This window comes from Melittangium boletus DSM 14713 (assembly GCF_002305855.1).
In the GTDB taxonomy this organism is placed as follows: domain Bacteria; phylum Myxococcota; class Myxococcia; order Myxococcales; family Myxococcaceae; genus Cystobacter; species Cystobacter boletus.
This window is the reverse complement of the sequence record NZ_CP022163.1, coordinates 8,901,739-8,919,739: the sequence shown is the minus strand read 5'-3', so window position 1 is coordinate 8,919,739 and position 18,001 is coordinate 8,901,739. Positions and strand designations below refer to the sequence as shown.

Sequence of the window (18,001 nt, the reverse complement as noted above, 5' to 3'; positions counted from 1 at the left end):
CGGCTCAGGTCCGGGGCGTGAGGAAGGGAACGCTCGTGAGCAGGCGGACATGCTTGTACATGGCCGCGCTGGAGGTGCCGTTGCCCAGGGTGGAGAGGGGGTTGGTGCCGGGCGTCGCCGAGTCTCGCTTGTAGTACTGCAGGGCCGCCGCGTAGCACTCGATGAGGCTGTGGTAGTGGTTCTTGATCATGAACGCCGCGACGACGGAGAAGAAGCTCCAGAAGGAGGTGTCCCGGAGTTCGGAGCCGAAGAAGCGGAAGATGTCCCGCGTGGTGCCGGAGATGCCGCCCATGAGGGGCAACTCCTTGTCCTGAAGCCGGTACAGGACCGGCTCGTGCTCGAAGAGCTGGAACTTGGTGTTGCTCGTCTGGGTGGAGGACGGCAGGGGATCGGCGAACTTGTAGCTCTTGATGAAGCCGGGGCTCACGTTGCCGTCCAGGGAGTCGATCGGACCTTTCAGTCCCACGGTCTTCGAGCGGTGGGAAGCGCCAATCTCGAAGTTGAGGTCGCTGAGGGGTGGGAAGACGAACTTCTCGTTCTTCGTCTTGACGGCGGCCAGTCGCAGACTGCTGCCCCCACTGCACAAGGGCCGCAGGATGACATTGAGCGCGTCGATGATCTGCCCGTTGCGCTCGAAGAGCGATCCCGTCCCACCGCCCCCCAAGGCGTTCTGGAGGACGTCCAGCACCTGCCGGTACAACGTGCAATGGCGGGCGATGGGGGGAAGCGTGGCCTGGACGTCCTCGGGGAGGGGAAGGTCGGCCTTGGCGAGGTTCCCGCGGACGAGCTCCACCACCTTGCGGACCGCGCCGTACCACGTCCGGCTCTGGTGGACCTGGATCATGAACTGGGTTTCCAGGCGCAGGTTCGTGACGTTGAGTCCGGTGCTCGTGTACTGACGCATCAGGTTGAACCGCTGCGGGTTCATGTCGTTGTAGGTGAGCAGGTTGCAGAAGATGCGGACGTACTTCTTGCCCATGCCGTCGATCACATCCGCGGCGTCTTCCCTGCCCATCTCCAGCACATCGAGGATGCGCAGGAGCTCGGCGTCCTTCTCCACCATGTCCCGATTCATGGTCAGGTTGCCGTTGGCGTCGCTGTTGCTCGTTCCCAGGTCGTGGAAGCGATCCGTCACGGACGTGGAGATGCCGAGACAGTCGAGCAGTCGCCCGATGGGCCGGCAGTCCCCATCCCGTTTGTTGGGCTTGTGGGTCCCGTTGGGATCGTAATAGGTGACCATGCGCTCGGACACGGACATGAACCACTTGCCGAACTCGGTGGGCGTGCCGTTCTCCTCATGGGTCCACAGGCCGAACTGGTTGGTGGCCTTGTGGTCACACATCTCGACGTAGACGCGCCTGGCGAGCCCCTGGGGATCCAGCCCCTTCCGGGCGGCATCGCGCACCTGGGCGACCTGCCACTCGGTGCCGCAGTTCTGCAGCAGCGTGACGAAGTGCTTCTGGGGAATCTCCCACATCCGGATCAAGGCGGTCTTGGAGCCCTGGCTCACATAATTGAAGAACCAGCCGACGCTTCGAAAGGGGTTGCCGATGCTGACGTTGCACTTGCCACCCTTGGCGGGGTGGATGACGATCCGCTTCTTGTTGCCCGTCTCCTCGTACACGTCCTTGTAGTCATTCTCGCCATAGGACGGCGCGAACACGGCCTGGTAGATCTTGATGTTTCCCGGCTTGCACCCCAGCTCCCCCTCGGTCCCCGAGTCGCAGTTGACGAGGATGTTGGGGTTGTGGATGTCATTGGCCACCTGCTGGGGCAGCGACTTGGAGATCTTCTTCAGGTTGGCGAGACCCTGATGTTGAGAGCGGTGGTATCTGCTCTGCTTGGGCGTCTCCCCGTCCTCTTGCAGGTGGGTGCTCAGTTGCTGGTCCAGCGGAGCCCGGCACACCTCCGCGTAGTCGTACAGCATGCGGCGTATCCCGGCCCCCTGACGGACCCGGCCCAGGAACTCCGCGATGGTGTCCAACAGGAGGCGGTAGTCGGAGCTGGCGAGCGTCGTTTGGGGCATGTCCAAACGCACCAGGCCCATCAAGACGGCGCGGCGGATCAAGAGGTCGATGTTGTGGGGGTCGAACATGGGCTCTCCTGTCCGCAGTGTACCCGGTCCCTCGGAGATCCGGAACTCATTCAGGACTTCCCGGAAGTCCCGGGCGAACACGAGCCCTCCTCACGCCATCCCGGACGAGTCGGCCGCCGACATTCAGGGACAGCAGGATGTTGCCCTTCGAGTCGACCGCCATCGCGGCGCCAAAGGCGCCAGCCGCGGGCAGCTCGGAGGTGGGCTCGCCCGGAGAGGAGGATGTCCCACCGCAGGCGGCCATCAGGCGCGTAGCGGGCCAGTCCCGCGATGCGCGAGTTCGCGGCCGAGGCGGGTGGGCTGATGGGTCCGGCGCCGAAGTCGATGGGGCCGCCGATGTCCGTCACCAGGACGAGGGTGTTGCCTCGCGGGTCATGCCGGAGGGCCACCGTCTCGCTCTCGGTAGTGGCGGAGATGTTCCGCGTCCACTTCGCGGTCCGTGGGGACGACCCGTCCCCGTGCTCCGGGGAGACGACACCGCCTGCATTGGCGGGCCTTGTGTCCAGGAACTAGACTTCCCGCGCGCTTGTCCGGCATGTTCGCTGTCGTCTGCAGGACTCTCTTGGGTGGAACAACTGACTCTTTTGGAGCCACGCGATGACTGGTTCTTGGATACCCCCTCGACGTGAGCCCAATGAGGCCAAGCGTGAGTTCACCCGGTTGGAACCCATTGTCGCGCGTGTCGTCTCCGAGAGGGGAGGGTCGCTGGCCTCCTGGCTGAAGCAGACGTTGCTCCACGCGACGGGTGGCCCGATCAAGGACTCTTTCAAGGGGGCAAAACGGTTGGTGGCGCTTGGTTCCCAGGAACTCAGAGAGCTGGACTCGGATGAGGCCCGAATCCATACCAAGAAGCTGTGGGAGTACCAGCACCCCACTTTGGATACGGTCACTCAGGTGACAGCCCGGCATCGGACCATGCAGGACATGGTGATGCCTGTCCTTGACAGCATCAAGTGGGGAGAGGTCGGCGCGACGCTACATGGTGGCGTGAAGATCCTTCTGCCGCTCACCCAGGACTTCCTGCTCAAAACCGAGTCCGTGGACGAGGGCGTTGTCCCTGAATCCAGCAAGGGGTTCTGGCAACTCCCCGCGAATCTTCACTCTAGCTTCCACCACATCTTCGGCTACGAGATCAATTCATCACGACAGGTCCGGGCTATTGCCACACCGGACACAGGAGCCATTCTTCCCGTCGGTTCCAATCAGCCGTTCCGGATTCTCGTCTGTCTGGCGCTAGGCTGCACAGGCGAGAGGAATGACTTCGAACCAGGCGGGGTGCTGGGGGCGGCCCGACTCCTGCCTCATCTGATGATCGCCACCAACAAGCCGGTGGAGAGCGTTGAGGGCGCCATCACCCTGACACGCAATGAGCGTACTCCCCATGTGTCCATGGGTGATGACGAGATGGCGCCGGAGATCTCAAGCGGACTCTATGCGGACAACAATGACAAGACGGTCACTCCTGACCTGCCCTTTTGGAACCTCCTGTTCGACTATTATTGGGCGGAGCCCTCCCCCGGCAAGTTCGAGGTCGTCAAGCGGGGGGCGGTGAAGCGGACCTCGGTGGGGGCGGTCAAGTCCCTTCGTGAGGTGATTGTCCCGGGCCCGATGGGCACATTGCCCGCTGGCGCGAAATACCATGCCCGCAACGTCACCAAGTGGGCCCGTCAGGGCGAGTTCGACAACATCCACATGGCGCCTAAGATGAAGCTGCCATGGGAGGCCGTGGCCAAGAGCCCACCCGCATGGAACCTGAACGCGCCCGTGTCGATGGCGCCATTCTGCGCTCACGATTGCTTTCATACACACTGGCGTTGGGGCAATCTCCGTTACGATCCCTTTGGCTGGTTCGACACGAATCCTAAATGGGTTCGTGGATGGAGCGGGGGCTCTCCCACATCGCCGGGAACACCTTACTCTGAACCGGGAGCGCCGCTGGTACCCTGCAACCAGGATGTCACGCTCCATTTGTTGAGCAAGCGCAGCTTCAAGTACGTCGCGAGAGCCTATGCGCCCGCGGTGGGGGAGTGGCAGATCATCATGCATCACGGGTCCGCGTACGCCATCGACACGAGCGTTCTGGCGGAAACGGTCCAAAGCGTTCTGGGCACGCTGGCGGGGCCTCCAGCGAACGCAAGCAAGGGCTCGTGGGCACGATTCTATTGGGGATTGCGCTACGGCACTTACGTCTATAACAAGTTCGCGGATGCCAATCCGCGTCTGTCAGCGTCGCCCACGGGCATCAAGTTCGCGGAGCGGCTTCAGCTGGATGCTACGTCACTGGCCAAGCTGAGGGCCCTGTGAGGCAATGGCCGACAGCCCTTCTAGGCTCGTTCCTGGTGCTACTCCTCCAGATTTTCACCTTTAGCGCTCTGCTAGGCCGGGACATCATTTCACGCGTGCTCCAGGTTTTGTTATACGGTCCCTTTCTGGGGGCTGGAAGTCTGCTTCGCTTCGCCCGGGATTCATGGGGGGTTCCTATTCCAACCACCCTGTTTGGCGGTTTCCCTGGCTGGTTGAATGGTCTTCTGCTGGTGATGAATTGGTTTCTCTACTCGCTCTTCATTTTTATTGTTGTTGGGAGGCGGGTAGAGGTGAAGAGATAGGTCGTGAGCTTCCACTTACCGCCCTGTTCCGCCCAGTGTGTTTCGGGCGGTGTACCAGGGCGGGAAGGGTGGCTGGACCAGGCCTCGCTACATGTTGCGCCGGTACTGGCCGCCCACCTCGTACAACGCTCGCGACAACTGGCCGAGCGTGCAGACCTTACAGGCGTCCATCAGCGCGGCGAAGATGTTGCCGTTGTCGAGCGCCGCGCGCCGCACGGCCTCGAGCGCCTGGGGCGCGGTCTTCTCGTTGCGCTTCCAGAAGGCGTCGCGCGCCGTGATGGCGTAGTCCTTCTCCTCCTGGGTGGCGCGGATGACTTCCGGCGGAGTCACGGTCGGCGAGCCCTTGGGGTCCAGGAAGGTGTTCACCCCGACGATGGGGAGCGTCCCGTCGTGCTTGAGCGTCTCGTAGTACAGCGACTCCTCCTGGATCTTCGAGCGCTGGTACATGCGCTCCATCGCCCCGAGCACACCGCCTCGATCCGAGATGGAGCGGAACTCCGCCAGCACGGCGGCCTCCACCAGGTCCGTCAGCTCCTCGACGATGAACGCGCCCTGGTTGGGGTTCTCGTTCTTCGACAGCCCGAACTCCTTGTTGATGACGAGCTGGATGGCCAGCGCTCGCCGCACGCTCTCCTCGGTGGGCGTGGTGATGGCCTCGTCATAGGCGTTGGTGTGCAACGAATTGCAGTTGTCGTTGAGCGCCAGCAGGGCCTGCAACGTGGTGCGGATGTCGTTGAAGGCGATCTCCTGCGCGTGCAGGCTCCGGCCAGAGGTCTGGATGTGGTACTTGAGCTTCTGCGAGCGGTCATTGCCGCCGTACTTGTCCCGCATCGCCTTGGCCCAGATGCGGCGCGCCACGCGTCCGAGCACCGTGTACTCGGGGTCCATGCCGTTGGAGAAGAAGAACGACAGGTTGGGCGCGAAGTCGTCGATGTTCATCCCTCGCGACAGGTAGTACTCGACGAAGGTGAAGCCGTTGGCCAGCGTGAAGGCGAGCTGGGAGATGGGGTTCGCCCCCGCCTCGGCGATGTGGTAGCCGGAGATCGACACCGAGTAGAAGTTCCGCACCTTCTTGTCGATGAAGTACTGCTGGATGTCGCCCATCACCCGCAGGGCGAACTCCGTCGAGAAGATGCAGGTGTTCTGCGCCTGGTCCTCCTTGAGGATGTCCGCCTGCACCGTGCCGCGCACCGCCTGGAGCGTGGAGGCGCGGATGCGCTCGTACACGTCACGCGGCAGCACCTCGTCGCCGGACACGCCGAGCAGCAACAGCCCGAGGCCGTCATTGCCCTGGGGCAGCTCTCCCTGGTAGCGCGGCCGGGGCTGGCCCCGCTCCTGGTAGAGGGCGTCGATCTTCTTCTCGATCTCCTCGACCTTGCCCTGGGCGCGGATCCACTTCTCGCACTGCTGATCCACCGCGGCGTTGAGGAAGAACCCGAGCAGCATCGGCGCGGGCCCGTTGATGGTCATCGACACGGACGTGGAGGGGTCCGCCAGATCGAAGCCCGAGTAGAGCTTCTTCGCGTCGTCCACGTTGGCGATCGACACGCCCGAGTTGCCCACCTTGCCGTAGATGTCCGGCCGGTGGTCCGGATCCTCTCCGTAGAGCGTCACCGAGTCGAACGCCGTGGACAGCCGCTTGGCGGGCATGCCGCGCGAGACGTAGTGGAATCGCTTGTTCGTGCGCTCCGGGCCTCCCTCGCCCGCGAACATGCGCGCCGGGTCCTCGTTCTCCCGCTTGAGCGGGAACACGCCCGCCGTGAAGGGGAAGGCGCCCGGGGCGTTCTCGCGCAAGAGCCACGTCAGGATGTCGCCCCAGTCCTCGTAGCGGGGCAGAGCGATCTTCGGGATGCGCAGGTGCGACAGCGTCTCGGTGTAGAGGTCGAGCTCGATCACCTTGTCGCGCACCTGGAACTGGTACTTGGCCGCCGCGTACCGGCGCTTGGTCGCCGGCCACTCGCTCAGGAGCCGGCGGCAGTCCGGATGCAGGCGCGACTCCAGGTCCCGGTACAGTTCCACCAGCTCGCTCAGGTAGGCCGGCTCGCCCTCGACGCGCTCGGTGACCTGCACCACGTCCGAGGTGTCCTTGGGCTCGACGATCTCCAGGCGCTTCTTGCCCACGTTCGCGCGCAGCGCCTCGATGGTGCCGTGCAGCTGGTACATCCGCCGCGCGATCGCCGCCTGGGAGCGGACCATCCGGTCATACCCCTCGCAGGTCTCGACGATCTCAGCCAGGTACCGGGTGCGCTCCGGGGGGATGATCCACTTCTTCTCGCTCATTCCCGGGGTGAGCTGGAAGTTCGACGACAGGGGCGCGCCCGTCTTCTTCGCGATCGTGTCGATGAGGGTCCGGTACAGCTGGTTCATGCCCGGATCGTTGAACTGCGAGGCGATGGTGCCGTGGACGGGCACGGCGTCGTCGGGCGTGGTGAAGGCGTTGTGGTTGCGCTTCCACTGCTTGCGCACGTCGCGCAGCGCGTCGAGCGAGCCGCGCTTGTCGAACTTGTTGATGGCGATGACGTCCGCGAAGTCGAGCATGTCGATCTTCTCGAGCTGCGTGGCGGCGCCATACTCGGCCGTCATCACGTAGAGCGAGACATCCGAGTGCTCGGTGATCTCCGTGTCCGATTGGCCAATGCCCGACGTCTCCACCACGATGAGATCGAACCCGGCGGCCTTGCAGACCTCGATGGAGTCGCCCACGTGCTTGGACAGGGCGAGGTTGCTCTGCCGCGTCGCCATGGAGCGCATGTACACGTTCGGGTGGTTGATCGCGTTCATGCGGATGCGATCGCCGAGCAGCGCGCCGCCGGACTTGCGCTTGGACGGATCCACGGAGAGCACCGCGAGCGTCTTGTCCGGAAAGTCCGCGAGGAAGCGGCGGACCAGCTCGTCGACGAGGCTCGACTTGCCCGCGCCGCCGGTGCCGGTGATGCCCAGCACGGGGACGCGCGGCATCTCGACATTCGCCTGGGCGAGCGCCGCCCGGAGTTGCTCGCCCGCGGGGGCGAAGTTCTCCGCGATGGTGATGAGCGAGGCCAGCCGGGAGGGCTCGCGCACGGCGGGGGCGGCGAGCAGGGGAGCGAAGTCCGGAGAGCGCTTCTCGAAGTCACACTGGGAGATCAGGTCGTCGATCATCCCCTGCAGGCCCATGGCCCGGCCGTCGTCCGGCGAGTAGATGCGGCTCACGCCGTAGCGGTGCAGCTCCTCGATCTCCGTGGGGAGGATGGTGCCGCCGCCTCCGCCGAACACCTTGATGTTCGCGCCGCGCTCGCGCAGCAGATCGATCATGTACTTGAAGAACTCGACATGCCCGCCCTGGTAGGAGGTGATGGCGATGCCCTGGGCGTCCTCCTGGATGGCGCAGTCGACGATCTCCGCGACCGAGCGGTTGTGGCCCAGGTGGATGATCTCCGCGCCCGAGGCCTGCATGAGGCGGCGCATCACGTTGATGGCCGCGTCATGCCCGTCGAAGAGCGAGGCGGCCGTGACAATCCGGACGTGGAAGCGGGGCTTGTAGGGCTGGGGGGCGGCGTTCGGCTGGATGACTCTCACGCCACCTACAGTAAGAGCGCGGTGAAGACCGAGGCAAGGGATTGCGAGGAGGGGAGTGAGGACTCGACGCGGCCCGTCAAACCCTCGCTCCCGGGAGGAACGTGCTCAGCACGCGCAGTGCGGCCGCGGTGGAGGTGACGCGGCCTTCACGCACGTCTGTCTCCATCGCCGGAAGGAGGGCCGCCACCTCGGGGTGCGCACGCAAGGCCGCTCGGAGTCCGTCCTCCACGAGGCTCCACATCCAGTCGACCTGCTGGGCCCTCCGGCGGCGCTCGACTTCTCCCGAAGCGGCGCGCGTGCCGAGCTGGGTCTCGAGGGAGGACCACAGCGCGCCGATGCCCGTGCCCTCCAGCGCGCTGCACGTGAGCACCTCGGGCTCGGCGCCCGCGCGCATCAGGTGCAGGGCGGCGCGGTATTGGGCCTGGGCCCGGAGGGCGCGCGGCGCGTTGTCTCCATCCGCCTTGTTGATGGCGATCATGTCCGCCACCTCGAGGATGCCGCGCTTGATGCCCTGGAGTTCGTCTCCCGCGCCCGCCAGCATGAGCACCAGGTAGAAGTCCACCAGGTCCGCGACGACCGTCTCCGACTGGCCCACGCCCACCGTCTCCACGAGCACCACGTCGAAGCCGGCGGCCTCGCACAGGAGCAGTGTCTCGCGCGTCTTGCGCGCCACGCCGCCCAGCGTGCCGCTCGAGGGGCTGGGCCGGATGTACGCCGAGGGCTCGCGCGACAGGCGGGCCATGCGGGTCTTGTCGCCGAGGATGCTGCCGCCGGTGAGGGTGCTGGACGGATCGATGGCGAGCACCGCGACGCGCTTGCCGCCGCCCACCAGGTGCATGCCCAGCGCGTCGATGAACGTGCTCTTGCCCACGCCGGGGACACCGCTGATGCCCACCCGCCGGCTGCCTCCCGTGTGGGGCAGCAGCCGCATGAGCACTTCCTGAGCGAGCGCACCGTGGCGCGGGTGCTCGCTCTCCACCAACGTAATGGCGCGCGCGAGCACGGCCCTGTCGCCCGCCCGCACACCCTCCACGTAGGTGTCCGCCGGCAGTGGCTTCACGCCTCCTCCATCGCGGCGCTCAGCTTGTCGAGCAGCTCGATGGCCGCCTTGGCGATGACCGTCCCGGGGCCGAAGATGGCCGAGGCCCCCGCGGCGCGCAGCGCCTCGTAGTCCTGGGGAGGAATGACGCCTCCCACCACGATCATGATGTCCTCGCGGCCCAGCGCCTGGAGCGCCTGCTTGAGCTGGGGCACCAGCGTGAGGTGGCCCGCGGCGAGCGAGCTGGCGCCCACCACGTGCACGTCGTTCTCCACCGCCTGCCGCGCCGACTCCTCGGGCGTCTGGAACAGCGGCCCGATGTCCACGTCGAAGCCCAGATCCGCGAACGCCGTGGCGATCACCTTCTGGCCGCGGTCGTGCCCGTCCTGTCCCATCTTCGCGATGAGGATGCGCGGCCGCCGCCCGAAGCGCTCGAGGAAGGTATCCGCTCGCGCGCGGGCCTCGGCGATCTGCGTGTCCTTGCCCGCCTCGCTCGAATACACCCCCGTCACGCCGCGCACCGTGGCCTCATAGCGGCCGAAGACCTTCTCCAGGGCATCGCTCATCTCTCCCACCGTGGCCTTGGCGCGCGCCGCGTCGATGGCGAGCGCGAGCAGGTTGCCCTGGCCACTCCGGCCCGCCTCGGTGAGCGCGTCGAGCCGCCGGCGCACCTCGTCCGCGTCCCGCTCCGCGCGCAGCTCCCGCAGTCGGGCGATCTGCGCCTCGCGCACCGCCGAGTTGTCCACCTTGAGGATGTCCAGCGTGTCCTCGCGCTCGGGCGGGTACTTGTTCACGCCGATGATGGCCTGCCGCCCCGAGTCGATGCGCGCCTGGGTGCGCGCCGCCGCCTCCTCGATGCGCAGCTTGGGCAGCCCGGCCTCGATGGCCTTCGTCATGCCGCCCAGGGCCTCCACCTCCTGGATGTGGCCCCACGCCTTGTGCGCGAGCTCATGGGTGAGGCGCTCCACGAAGTAGCTGCCGCCCCACGGGTCGATGACGCGCGTGGTGCCGCTCTCCAGTTGCAGGTAGAGCTGGGTGTTGCGGGCGATGCGCGCGCTGAAGTCCGTGGGCAGCGCGATGGCCTCGTCGAGCGAGTTGGTGTGCAGGCTCTGGGTATGGCCCTGGGTGGCGGCCATGGCCTCCACGCACGTGCGCACCACGTTGTTGTACACGTCCTGCGCGGTGAGGCTCCAGCCCGAGGTCTGGCAGTGCGTGCGCAGCGCCAGGCTCTTGTCGCTCCTGGGGGAGAAGCCCTTGATGAGCCTGGCCCAGAGCATCCGGGCCGCGCGCATCTTGGCCACCTCCATGAAGAAGTTCATGCCGATGGCCCAGAAGAACGACAGCCGGGGCGCGAACGCGTCCACCCCGAGCCCCGCCGCGAGTCCGGCCCGCACGTACTCCACGCCGTCCGCCAGCGTGTAGCCGAGCTCCAGATCCTGCGTCGCCCCGGCTTCCTGCATGTGGTAGCCGCTGATGCTGATGCTGTTGAAGCGCGGCATCCGCTCCGCCGTGAAGCGGAAGATGTCGCCGATGATGCGCATCGAGGGGCCGGGCGGGTAGATGTACGTGTTGCGGACCATGAACTCCTTGAGGATGTCGTTCTGGATGGTCCCGCTGAGCTGCTCGGGGCGGACGCCTTGCTCCTCGGCCGCGACCACGTAGAGCGCGAGCACCGGGAGCACCGCGCCGTTCATCGTCATGGACACGCTCATCTGATCGAGCGGGATGCGATCGAACAGGATGCGCATGTCCTTGATGGAGTCGATGGCCACGCCCGCCATGCCCACGTCGCCCGCCACCCGGGGGTGATCGCTGTCGTAGCCCCGGTGCGTGGCGAGATCGAACGCGATGGACAGGCCCTTCTGTCCGGCCGCGAGGTTGCGCCGGTAGAAGGCGTTGGAGGCCTCGGCCGTGGAGAAGCCCGCGTACTGGCGCACCGTCCACGGCTGCTGCACGTACATGGTGGAGTAGGGGCCTCGCACGAAGGGCGGCAGCCCGGGCAGCGAGCCCAGGTGCTCCACGCCCTCCAGGTCCTCCCGCGTGTAGACGGGCTTGAGCGGCAGGCCCTCGGGGGTGTCCCAGCGCTCGGCCGTGCGGTTGGCCTCCGCGGCGTGGTGCCGTTGGGCGTCGAGCACGGCCGGGGTGGGCCGCGTTTCCGGGGCGTCGAAGTCGATGCCGGAGAAGTCGGGGACGTGGGTGCGCATCAGGCCACTCCGAGCTGCTGGTGCAGTGAGGACAGGAGCGCGAACAGGTCCGCCCCCGCGTAGAGGAAGAGATCCACTCCGGCCGCGCGGAACGCGGCCTCGTGTTCACCCGGACGGCCCGCGACCGCCACCGCGCGCGCCCCCCGGGCCTTGAGGGCCGCGGTCAGCGCGGGCACCCACTCGGGGTAGAGCGCATCCGGGCCGGAGATGACCGCGAGCGGGGCGCCCGACTCGGCGAACAGCGCGGCCGCGGCGTCCACGTCCGCGAAGCCATGGTGCTCCCGCGCCTCGATGCCGCCCACGGCCAGCACGTTGGCGATCCACGTGGCGCGCGCGGTGTGCTCGGCCACCGTGCCCAGGTTCGCCATGAAGGCGCGGGGGCGCGCCCCGTGCGAGGCCAGATACCGGTCGCTCGCGTCCCGCAGGCCCTCGAACACCTCGGCCACCCGCGTGGCGCGCGGCGACGGGCCGTCCGGGGACGTGGGGTGGGGCTCCCGGTGCACGGGCGCCTCGCCCAGGTGCGGGAACTCGCTCACGCCCACGATGGGCAGGCGGCGCGTGCGCACGGCCTTCTCCCGCGCGGCGCGCGTCTCGGCGAGCACCCGGCTCACGTCTCCCTGGGCGATCGCCTGGGCCATGCCGCCCAGCGACTCGACGCGCCGCAGCTCCGCCCAGGCCGCCCGGGCGATCTCCCCCGTGAGCTGTTCGAGGTAGTAGCTGCCGCCCGCCGGATCGGCGACCCGGTTGAGGCTCGACTCGTCACGCAGGATGAGCTGGGTGTTGCGCGCCAGGCGGCGGGCGCCCTCGTCCGGCGTGCCAAGGGCCTCGTCGAAGGGCGACGTGCTCACGCTGTCCGCGCCGCCCACCACGGCGGCGAAGGACTCGGCGGTGGCGCGCAGGATGTTCACCCAGGGGTCGCGCTGGGTCTTGGTCGCGCTCGCGGTGCGCGCGTGCAGCGCCATGGCCTGGGCCTCGGGCGAGCCCCCCGAGGCGGCGACGACCTTGGACCACAACAGCCGCGCCGCGCGCAGCCGGGCGATCTCCGGGAAGAACTGGCCGCCCACCGACAGCGCGAACTGGATGGACCGCGCCGAGTGCTCGGGTGGCACCCCGGCGCGCTCCAGGCCCCGCAGGTACTCCACGCCCGTGGCGATGGCCCACGCGAGCTCGTGCACGGACGTGGCGCCCGCGTCCGCCCAGGGGCGGGTCGAGACGAGCAGCGCGCGCAGGCCCGGGGCGCTCTCGCGCAGCGACGTGACGAGCGGCGCCGCCTCGACCAGGGCCGCTCCGAGCCCCGCCGGAGACGCGCCCGTGCGCGCCAGGACGGCGAGGGGGTCGATGCCGAGGCCGCCGCGAAGCGCCGAGCGCGGGACGCGGGCCCGCTCGGCGGCCCGCAGCAGGAACGAGGCGGCCTTCAGGGGCTCCGTCTCGGGTTCCAGGTGGACGGGGGTGCGATCCAGGGGAACGGAGGCGAGCAGCCGCTCCAGGGCGGCCGCGTCGTCCACCCGGATGCCCCGCGCCTTGCCCAGGCACAGCCAGACGCCCTGGGCGCCGCGCTCCAGGTCCACCCGGAGGGCCTCGGCGGCGAGCGCCACCTCGGGCTCGCTGTACTCCTGGCACACGAGCCACCCCCCCTCGGTATGACCGAGCGGATGGCCGCCTCGCACGTAGGGAGCGACACCTGGGGGCTCGGGGGGTGGGGCGCCAAGGGCGTCCTGCTGGGTGTAGAGGGGCTGGAGCGACAGGCCGCCTTCCAGGGAGGACTGGAGCGACGTGAAGGGCTTGCCCTTCAAATCCTTGTCCACGAGCCGGCGCCACTCCTCTGGCGAGGGAGGGGGGAAGTCCGCGGCGATGTGGAGAGGCACTTGCGACATACGGTGACCTCGTGGGGGCTGTGGCACCGTCCGTTGGACCGTGCCTCGCCTCTCCCATAGGCCCATTGTCGCGGCGGGGCAACGACGGGGTGCGGGCCCCTGGGCTGAAACGTGTGAGCCGAGGCGTTTCAACCCAGGGGATGCGGAGGCCGGTGGCGTCCCGAGGGGGAGGGCGGCACGCGCGCGCGCCGCTCGTCTCCCGGGAGTTGATGCGCCCCCGGCGCCACGATGCGCACGACCACGCTCCCCTCCGGACAAACCTCGGGCACCGTCGTGTCCACGGCCACGGGCTCCTGTCCCGTGAGTGCCGCGAGGAGGCCCGCGAGGGTTCTTTCATCGGGATTCGGGAGGAGAGGCCTTCCCGGTGGCACCCATCTGGAGCGGGCGGGGACGGCCATGCCGAGCCACCAGGCCAGGCAATCCCGCTCCCCGCGCGCGTGGAAGGCCGCGAGCGCATGCTCGAGCGCATCCCTTGGCTCCCCCCCGGGCACGTCGCGCTCCGACATGCGCCGCCAGGCGAGCCGGGCGGCGGGCGTGTCCAGGCTCCAGCGCACCATCAGGGCCTCATAGGAGGCTCGCTCGAAGGCCCACGCCACCGGCGCCGCGCCATCGGCGAAGAGCGCACGCGCCCCGTAGGACTGGCCCTGGCCTCCAGGCGGGTACAGGCAGGACACGACACAGGCCGTCCCCCCGGGACCCTCGATCAGGAGTCCCGTCGCCTCCAGGCCGAGCGCGGTGAGCGTCCGCTGGAGGGCGGGCGGAGCGAGCGACGGCTCCAGCACCCAGGTGCGCACCCCCGCGCCGTACCAGCTCCGCCAGAAGAGGTCCCGCTCGAGCACCTCGAACAAGCCATGGCGCACGGCCGCGCCCCAGGAGGTGTGGGCCGAGACGCCGGTGGAGCCGGTGCGCAACATGCCGGAGCAGCCGGGCGGGGGCCGGTGATGGAGGAAGGCGGCTCCCGCGGGCACCAGCGTGCGTGTCCCCGTGATGAGCGACTGGCCCGGCACCCAGAGCAGCCGGGCGCGCCGCGGCGCCTCGTCGTCCGCGCCCTCGCTCCGCCGCGAGACCAGTCCGAGGGGATCCACCGCCCGGGTGCCCGCGCGCTCCAGTTCCTCGTAGGTGGCCACCACCTCGCGGCGCTCCTCCGCCAGCCGTCCCGCGAGGATGTTGCTCACCCGTTCCCTCAGTTCCCCCTGGGCGCGCACCGCCACGTCGTCGGCGCCGCTCCCCACCGCACTGCCGATCACCACGGGCGCGCCTCCCGCGGCGGAGTTCGACGCGAAGAGGGGCGAGCGCGAGGCCGCCCGGGCGAATACCACCTCCGGCGCGTCGGCGAAGGGGCGGAACAACTCCGCCTGGCCAATGCCTTTCATCAGAGGCTCGCGCCCTGGGTGGCGGACTTCTCCAGTTGCATTCCTGCCTGCCTCACGACCCCCAGGCCGTGGTCCGTCAATTCATGCGCATGGGCTTGGAGCGTCCCCCATGCCTGACGTGCCTGCTGGCGGAGTTTGTCGCACCGGGCCACGGTGCCTTCTCCGCCGAGCCCCCGTCCCACGACGCGCTCGTAGAAACCCAGACACCGGCACAGCACGACGAGTTGTTGGAACAGCCCCGTCAGTGGCCGGGGATCCGGCCGGAGCGGTGTCATCACATGGGGTGAATCCTTGCTCGAATCCCTCAAGAAGGGACGCACCACCGCCGCGGCGTTGCACCGGGTGTGGCAGCCCTCGTGGATCAAGGCCTCGGCCAGACGGAGGTCCGGGGGCACCTTCACCGAGGACAGGCGGCGGATGTTCACGAACACGGCGCCGTGCACCGCGAAGTCCGTGAAGCCATCGATGCCGCCCCCTCGCATGAGCGCCACCTGCTGGATCACGAGCCGCAGCTCGGACAACATCTCCGGCCAGACGGCGGCGAGCAGATGACTCGTGGCGCGAAACACCTGGCGCTGCGCCTCCCGCCACTCCGTGAGCGCCATCTCGGCCAGCGCCGCTTCCCAACCGGGCCGCTGGGGTGACTGACGGACCGCCCGCTCGAGGCTTTCGGACAGGTGCCGGGCGGGAGGCGTGAGATCCAGCCGCCACGGCTCGCTCCCGGAGGCGCGCGCCCGCTCCTGGCTCCGTCGCGCCTCCCGCGTGAGTCGATGAAGCGCCTCGAGACGCCTCGACGGTGCTCCCTGGCGCTGGTCCTGGAGCCGGTACGCCAGGGCCCAGAGCCCGGGATAGGAGGTGAGGCCTTCTTCATGAAGCTGGGAGAGCAGGTCCATGGCCTCGGCTCCGAGCGCGCCGAGTTCCCTCCTCAGCGTGTCGATAAGCAACTGGGCAACCACCGCCTGATCGCGTGGAATGTCGTCGGCTCCGGGCTGGATGTGCATGGACGCTCTCCCTCAACGGCGGGGCCGGGCGGAAGCCCGGCCCCACTCATTGTCTGGTTCAGCTGCTTCAGTCATCGAGCGCGGAGTCTGGAACATCGATCATGAGCGCGAATTCAGGCAGCTCCCCACCGCTCACCTCGTCCACGTCCGGGTTCACCACTTCGAGCTGGGTTTCAACCATGATCCATTTCCTCTCTGTTTCGGCCTGGGCACCCTTGCTCAGGCCAAGAGCAGATTGGTGACGTGGTTGGAATATCGCAAGGACAGTGAATAGCCTCTCACGAGCAATGGATGGTGATGAGTGAAAGAACAGGAGTGCGCACCGATGGAACGATATGGAGACAGCACTGCTCATTTCTATGATGACTGGTTTGGCGAATGGTCCCTGGTACAACCCGTGGTGGATCAGGTGGTCCGGTTCGGTGGCGCGGGTCCTGTTCTGGAGCTGGGGATTGGCACGGGTCCCCTGGCGCTGCCCCTGCTCGAGCGTGGCGTCGCCGTGCAGGGGATCGACCTGTCCGAGCAGATGGTGGCTCGGCTGCGCGCCAAGCCCGGAGGAGACCGGATCCCCGTGACCCTTGGTGATTTCAGCGAGCTGCCCGTCTCCGGCACCTTCTCCGTGGTGTTCGTGGCCAGGAGTTCGTTCTTCCATCTGCCGACCCAGGAAGCCCAGGTCCGGTGCTTCGCGCGGGTGGCCGAGCATCTGCGGCCCGGGGGCGTGTTCATGCTCGATGGGCTCCTGCCCGACGAGACCTGCCTGCTCGCGGATCAAGGCAAGGTGATCCGGCGAACCGAGGAGGGGCAGGTCTCGCGGTTCCGCACGTACGATCGTTCCCGGCAACACCTCGTGTCTCATTACCTGAAGACTTCCGCGAGGGGCGTCCAACACATGTCCTTCTCGTTCCGCTACGCCTGGCCGGGTGAGTTGGATTTGATGGCCCGGATGGCGGGATTGCGTCTGCGTGAGCGCTGGGGCGGCTGGGAGGGTTCGCCGTTCAAGGCGGCGAGCACGTACCACGTCTCGGTTTACGAGCGGCCCGTCTAGGAAACGAACATGATCTTCTCGCTCGTGCTTCTCCTTCTCCTGGCGCTGTTCGTCCTGTGGGGCGCCACGACGCGGCCCACCCGGCCGTTCTCGTGGGGGATGTATTCAAGCTCGACCAAGGGCTTTCTCTGGACGGAGGGGGAGGGCGGCCCCCGGATTCCCAGCTACGCCGAGCTGCGGCTCGCGCCGGACAGCCACTCCCTTTCCCTGGAGGAGCTGCGCCGGATGGTCGAACAGACCCCTCCGTCCATTGCGTTCAAGGGATTCATCATCGGCTCGGGGGGCCATTGGTCCGTGGTCTATGACCCGGAGCAGCGGCGTCTGGTGGCGGAGCCCCTGCCTCGCGGCACCGAGCTGCGACACCTCACCGAGGCGCTGCGGCGCATGCCCAGCCCATGAGCGCGCCGCCGGGAGTCGTCCTCGCGTCGCTCGGTCTGGCCCTGGCATGTGGGTGGTACACGGCGCTCATCCTCGTCGACTACCGGCACCTCCTGGGGGCGGGTGTCGGTGTGTGTGTGTATCGACCCGGGCTGGGTCCCACCACGGCGAGCGAGCTTGTTTCTCGGTGGCGCTGGGCCTGGCTGGGATGGCTGGGTTCAGCGGGGCTCCTGGTGACGGCGCCCTGGCTTGGCCGCGCGATGGCGGGAGGCGTGGCGCTCGCGTCCTGCGGCGCGATCCTCGGATGGATCCTCGTGGATCGCCGGCTGCACCATGCCCGCTACACGTCCATGTGCATGGCCGTGCTCGCGCTCGCGCTGATGGGGTACCCGTCCTCGGCGCGGTTCACGGGGATGTTCGCCTCGTTCTTCGCCAGTCAGCTCTACCTGGTGGCGGGAATCCGCAAGGTGCGCTCCGCGCAGTTCATGTCGGGCCGGGTCATCGTCGAGGGTCTGGCGTTCGGCGCCTACCAGGCCGCGGCGGGCAACCGGGAGTTCTTCCGGTTGGTGCGGTTGCCGCTGCTGGCGGACCTGCTCTCCACCCCGTCCGTCCTGTTCGCGGGCCGGCTCGCCGCGATCCTGACGGCCGGGGTGGAGCTCGCACTGGGCCTGGGTGCGATGGGGTTGCTTCCCGTCCCGCTCACGCTCGCCCTGGCGCTCCCCACGCACCTGGCGTTCCTGCTCATCAGCCCGCGCCGCATCGTGCCCTTCACAGCGGCGGCGTTGGGTCTGCTCACCCTGGCCATGACCCATCCGCTGCTCAGGTGTTGAT

Annotated in this window: 11 protein-coding genes; 4 read left to right on the top strand and 7 right to left on the bottom strand. The window is 67.9% G+C overall.

Going from position 1 to position 18,001, the window contains the following annotated elements; all coding sequences use genetic code 11:
• Positions 1 to 4: 4 nt before the first annotated feature.
• Complete coding sequence (locus MEBOL_RS36915) at positions 5 to 2,095, bottom strand: hypothetical protein (protein ID WP_157823892.1); 2,091 nt, start codon at positions 2,093 to 2,095, stop codon at positions 5 to 7.
• Positions 2,096 to 2,692: 597 nt separating this feature from the next.
• Here MEBOL_RS36915 and MEBOL_RS36905 point away from each other — a divergent pair.
• On the top strand, positions 2,693 to 4,399 hold the full coding sequence (locus tag MEBOL_RS36905; protein WP_157823891.1) for a hypothetical protein: 1,707 nt from the start codon (positions 2,693 to 2,695) through the stop codon (positions 4,397 to 4,399).
• A gap of 389 nt (positions 4,400 to 4,788) precedes the next feature.
• Here MEBOL_RS36905 and MEBOL_RS36895 read toward each other — a convergent pair whose 3' ends face one another.
• The 6 genes from MEBOL_RS36895 to MEBOL_RS36870 form a co-directional block, all read right to left on the bottom strand.
• Positions 4,789 to 8,256 carry a methylmalonyl-CoA mutase family protein gene (locus tag MEBOL_RS36895; RefSeq protein ID WP_095981797.1) on the bottom strand — a complete coding sequence of 1,156 codons (3,468 nt, stop codon included), beginning with the start codon at positions 8,254 to 8,256 and terminating at the stop codon, positions 4,789 to 4,791.
• 76 nt (positions 8,257 to 8,332) lie between these two features.
• Complete coding sequence (meaB, locus tag MEBOL_RS36890) at positions 8,333 to 9,316, bottom strand: methylmalonyl Co-A mutase-associated GTPase MeaB (RefSeq protein ID WP_095981796.1); 984 nt, start codon at positions 9,314 to 9,316, stop codon at positions 8,333 to 8,335.
• Positions 9,313 to 11,499: a methylmalonyl-CoA mutase gene (scpA, locus tag MEBOL_RS36885; protein ID WP_095981795.1), complete on the bottom strand. Its 2,187-nt coding sequence runs from the start codon at positions 11,497 to 11,499 to the stop codon at positions 9,313 to 9,315. The genes meaB and scpA overlap by 4 nt, the downstream gene beginning before the upstream one ends.
• A complete protein-coding gene (locus tag MEBOL_RS36880; RefSeq protein ID WP_095981794.1) occupies positions 11,499 to 13,373 on the bottom strand; it encodes a methylmalonyl-CoA mutase family protein in 1,875 nt (624 codons plus the stop codon). The genes scpA and MEBOL_RS36880 overlap by 1 nt, the downstream gene beginning before the upstream one ends.
• 128 nt (positions 13,374 to 13,501) lie before the next feature.
• A complete protein-coding gene (locus MEBOL_RS36875; protein ID WP_095981793.1) occupies positions 13,502 to 14,746 on the bottom strand; it encodes a YcaO-like family protein in 1,245 nt (414 codons plus the stop codon).
• A complete protein-coding gene (locus tag MEBOL_RS36870; protein ID WP_095981792.1) occupies positions 14,746 to 15,747 on the bottom strand; it encodes an aKG-HExxH-type peptide beta-hydroxylase in 1,002 nt (333 codons plus the stop codon). The genes MEBOL_RS36875 and MEBOL_RS36870 overlap by 1 nt, the downstream gene beginning before the upstream one ends.
• 325 nt (positions 15,748 to 16,072) lie before the next feature.
• Here MEBOL_RS36870 and MEBOL_RS36865 point away from each other — a divergent pair, with 325 nt between their 5' ends.
• From MEBOL_RS36865 to MEBOL_RS36855, 3 genes are read left to right on the top strand one after another with little or no spacing between them, the layout of a single operon-like run.
• Entirely contained in the window at positions 16,073 to 16,792 is a 720-nt protein-coding gene (locus MEBOL_RS36865; protein ID WP_095981791.1) for a class I SAM-dependent DNA methyltransferase, read from the top strand.
• 9 nt (positions 16,793 to 16,801) lie between these two features.
• Positions 16,802 to 17,191, top strand: a complete 390-nt coding sequence (locus MEBOL_RS36860; protein WP_095981790.1) for a hypothetical protein — start codon at positions 16,802 to 16,804, stop codon at positions 17,189 to 17,191.
• The gene (locus MEBOL_RS36855) at positions 17,188 to 18,000 is read left to right on the top strand and encodes a hypothetical protein (RefSeq protein WP_095981789.1); all 813 of its coding nucleotides are present in this window, start codon (positions 17,188 to 17,190) and stop codon (positions 17,998 to 18,000) included. The genes MEBOL_RS36860 and MEBOL_RS36855 overlap by 4 nt, the downstream gene beginning before the upstream one ends.
• Position 18,001 lies beyond the last annotated feature (1 nt).

Excerpts from the sequence above, each read along its gene's own strand:
- MEBOL_RS36865 (WP_095981791.1), top strand. The coding sequence starts at position 16,073 with ATGGAACGATATGGAGACAGCACTGCTCATTTCTATGATGACTGGTTT.
- MEBOL_RS36880 (WP_095981794.1), bottom strand. The coding sequence starts at position 13,373 with ATGTCGCAAGTGCCTCTCCACATCGCCGCGGACTTCCCCCCTCCCTCG.
- MEBOL_RS36875 (WP_095981793.1), bottom strand. The coding sequence starts at position 14,746 with ATGAAAGGCATTGGCCAGGCGGAGTTGTTCCGCCCCTTCGCCGACGCG.
- MEBOL_RS36870 (WP_095981792.1), bottom strand. The coding sequence starts at position 15,747 with ATGCACATCCAGCCCGGAGCCGACGACATTCCACGCGATCAGGCGGTG.
- MEBOL_RS36860 (WP_095981790.1), top strand. The coding sequence starts at position 16,802 with ATGATCTTCTCGCTCGTGCTTCTCCTTCTCCTGGCGCTGTTCGTCCTG.
- MEBOL_RS36905 (WP_157823891.1), top strand. The coding sequence starts at position 2,693 with ATGACTGGTTCTTGGATACCCCCTCGACGTGAGCCCAATGAGGCCAAG.
- scpA (WP_095981795.1), bottom strand. The coding sequence starts at position 11,499 with ATGCGCACCCACGTCCCCGACTTCTCCGGCATCGACTTCGACGCCCCG.
- MEBOL_RS36855 (WP_095981789.1), top strand. The coding sequence starts at position 17,188 with ATGAGCGCGCCGCCGGGAGTCGTCCTCGCGTCGCTCGGTCTGGCCCTG.
- MEBOL_RS36915 (WP_157823892.1), bottom strand. The coding sequence starts at position 2,095 with ATGTTCGACCCCCACAACATCGACCTCTTGATCCGCCGCGCCGTCTTG.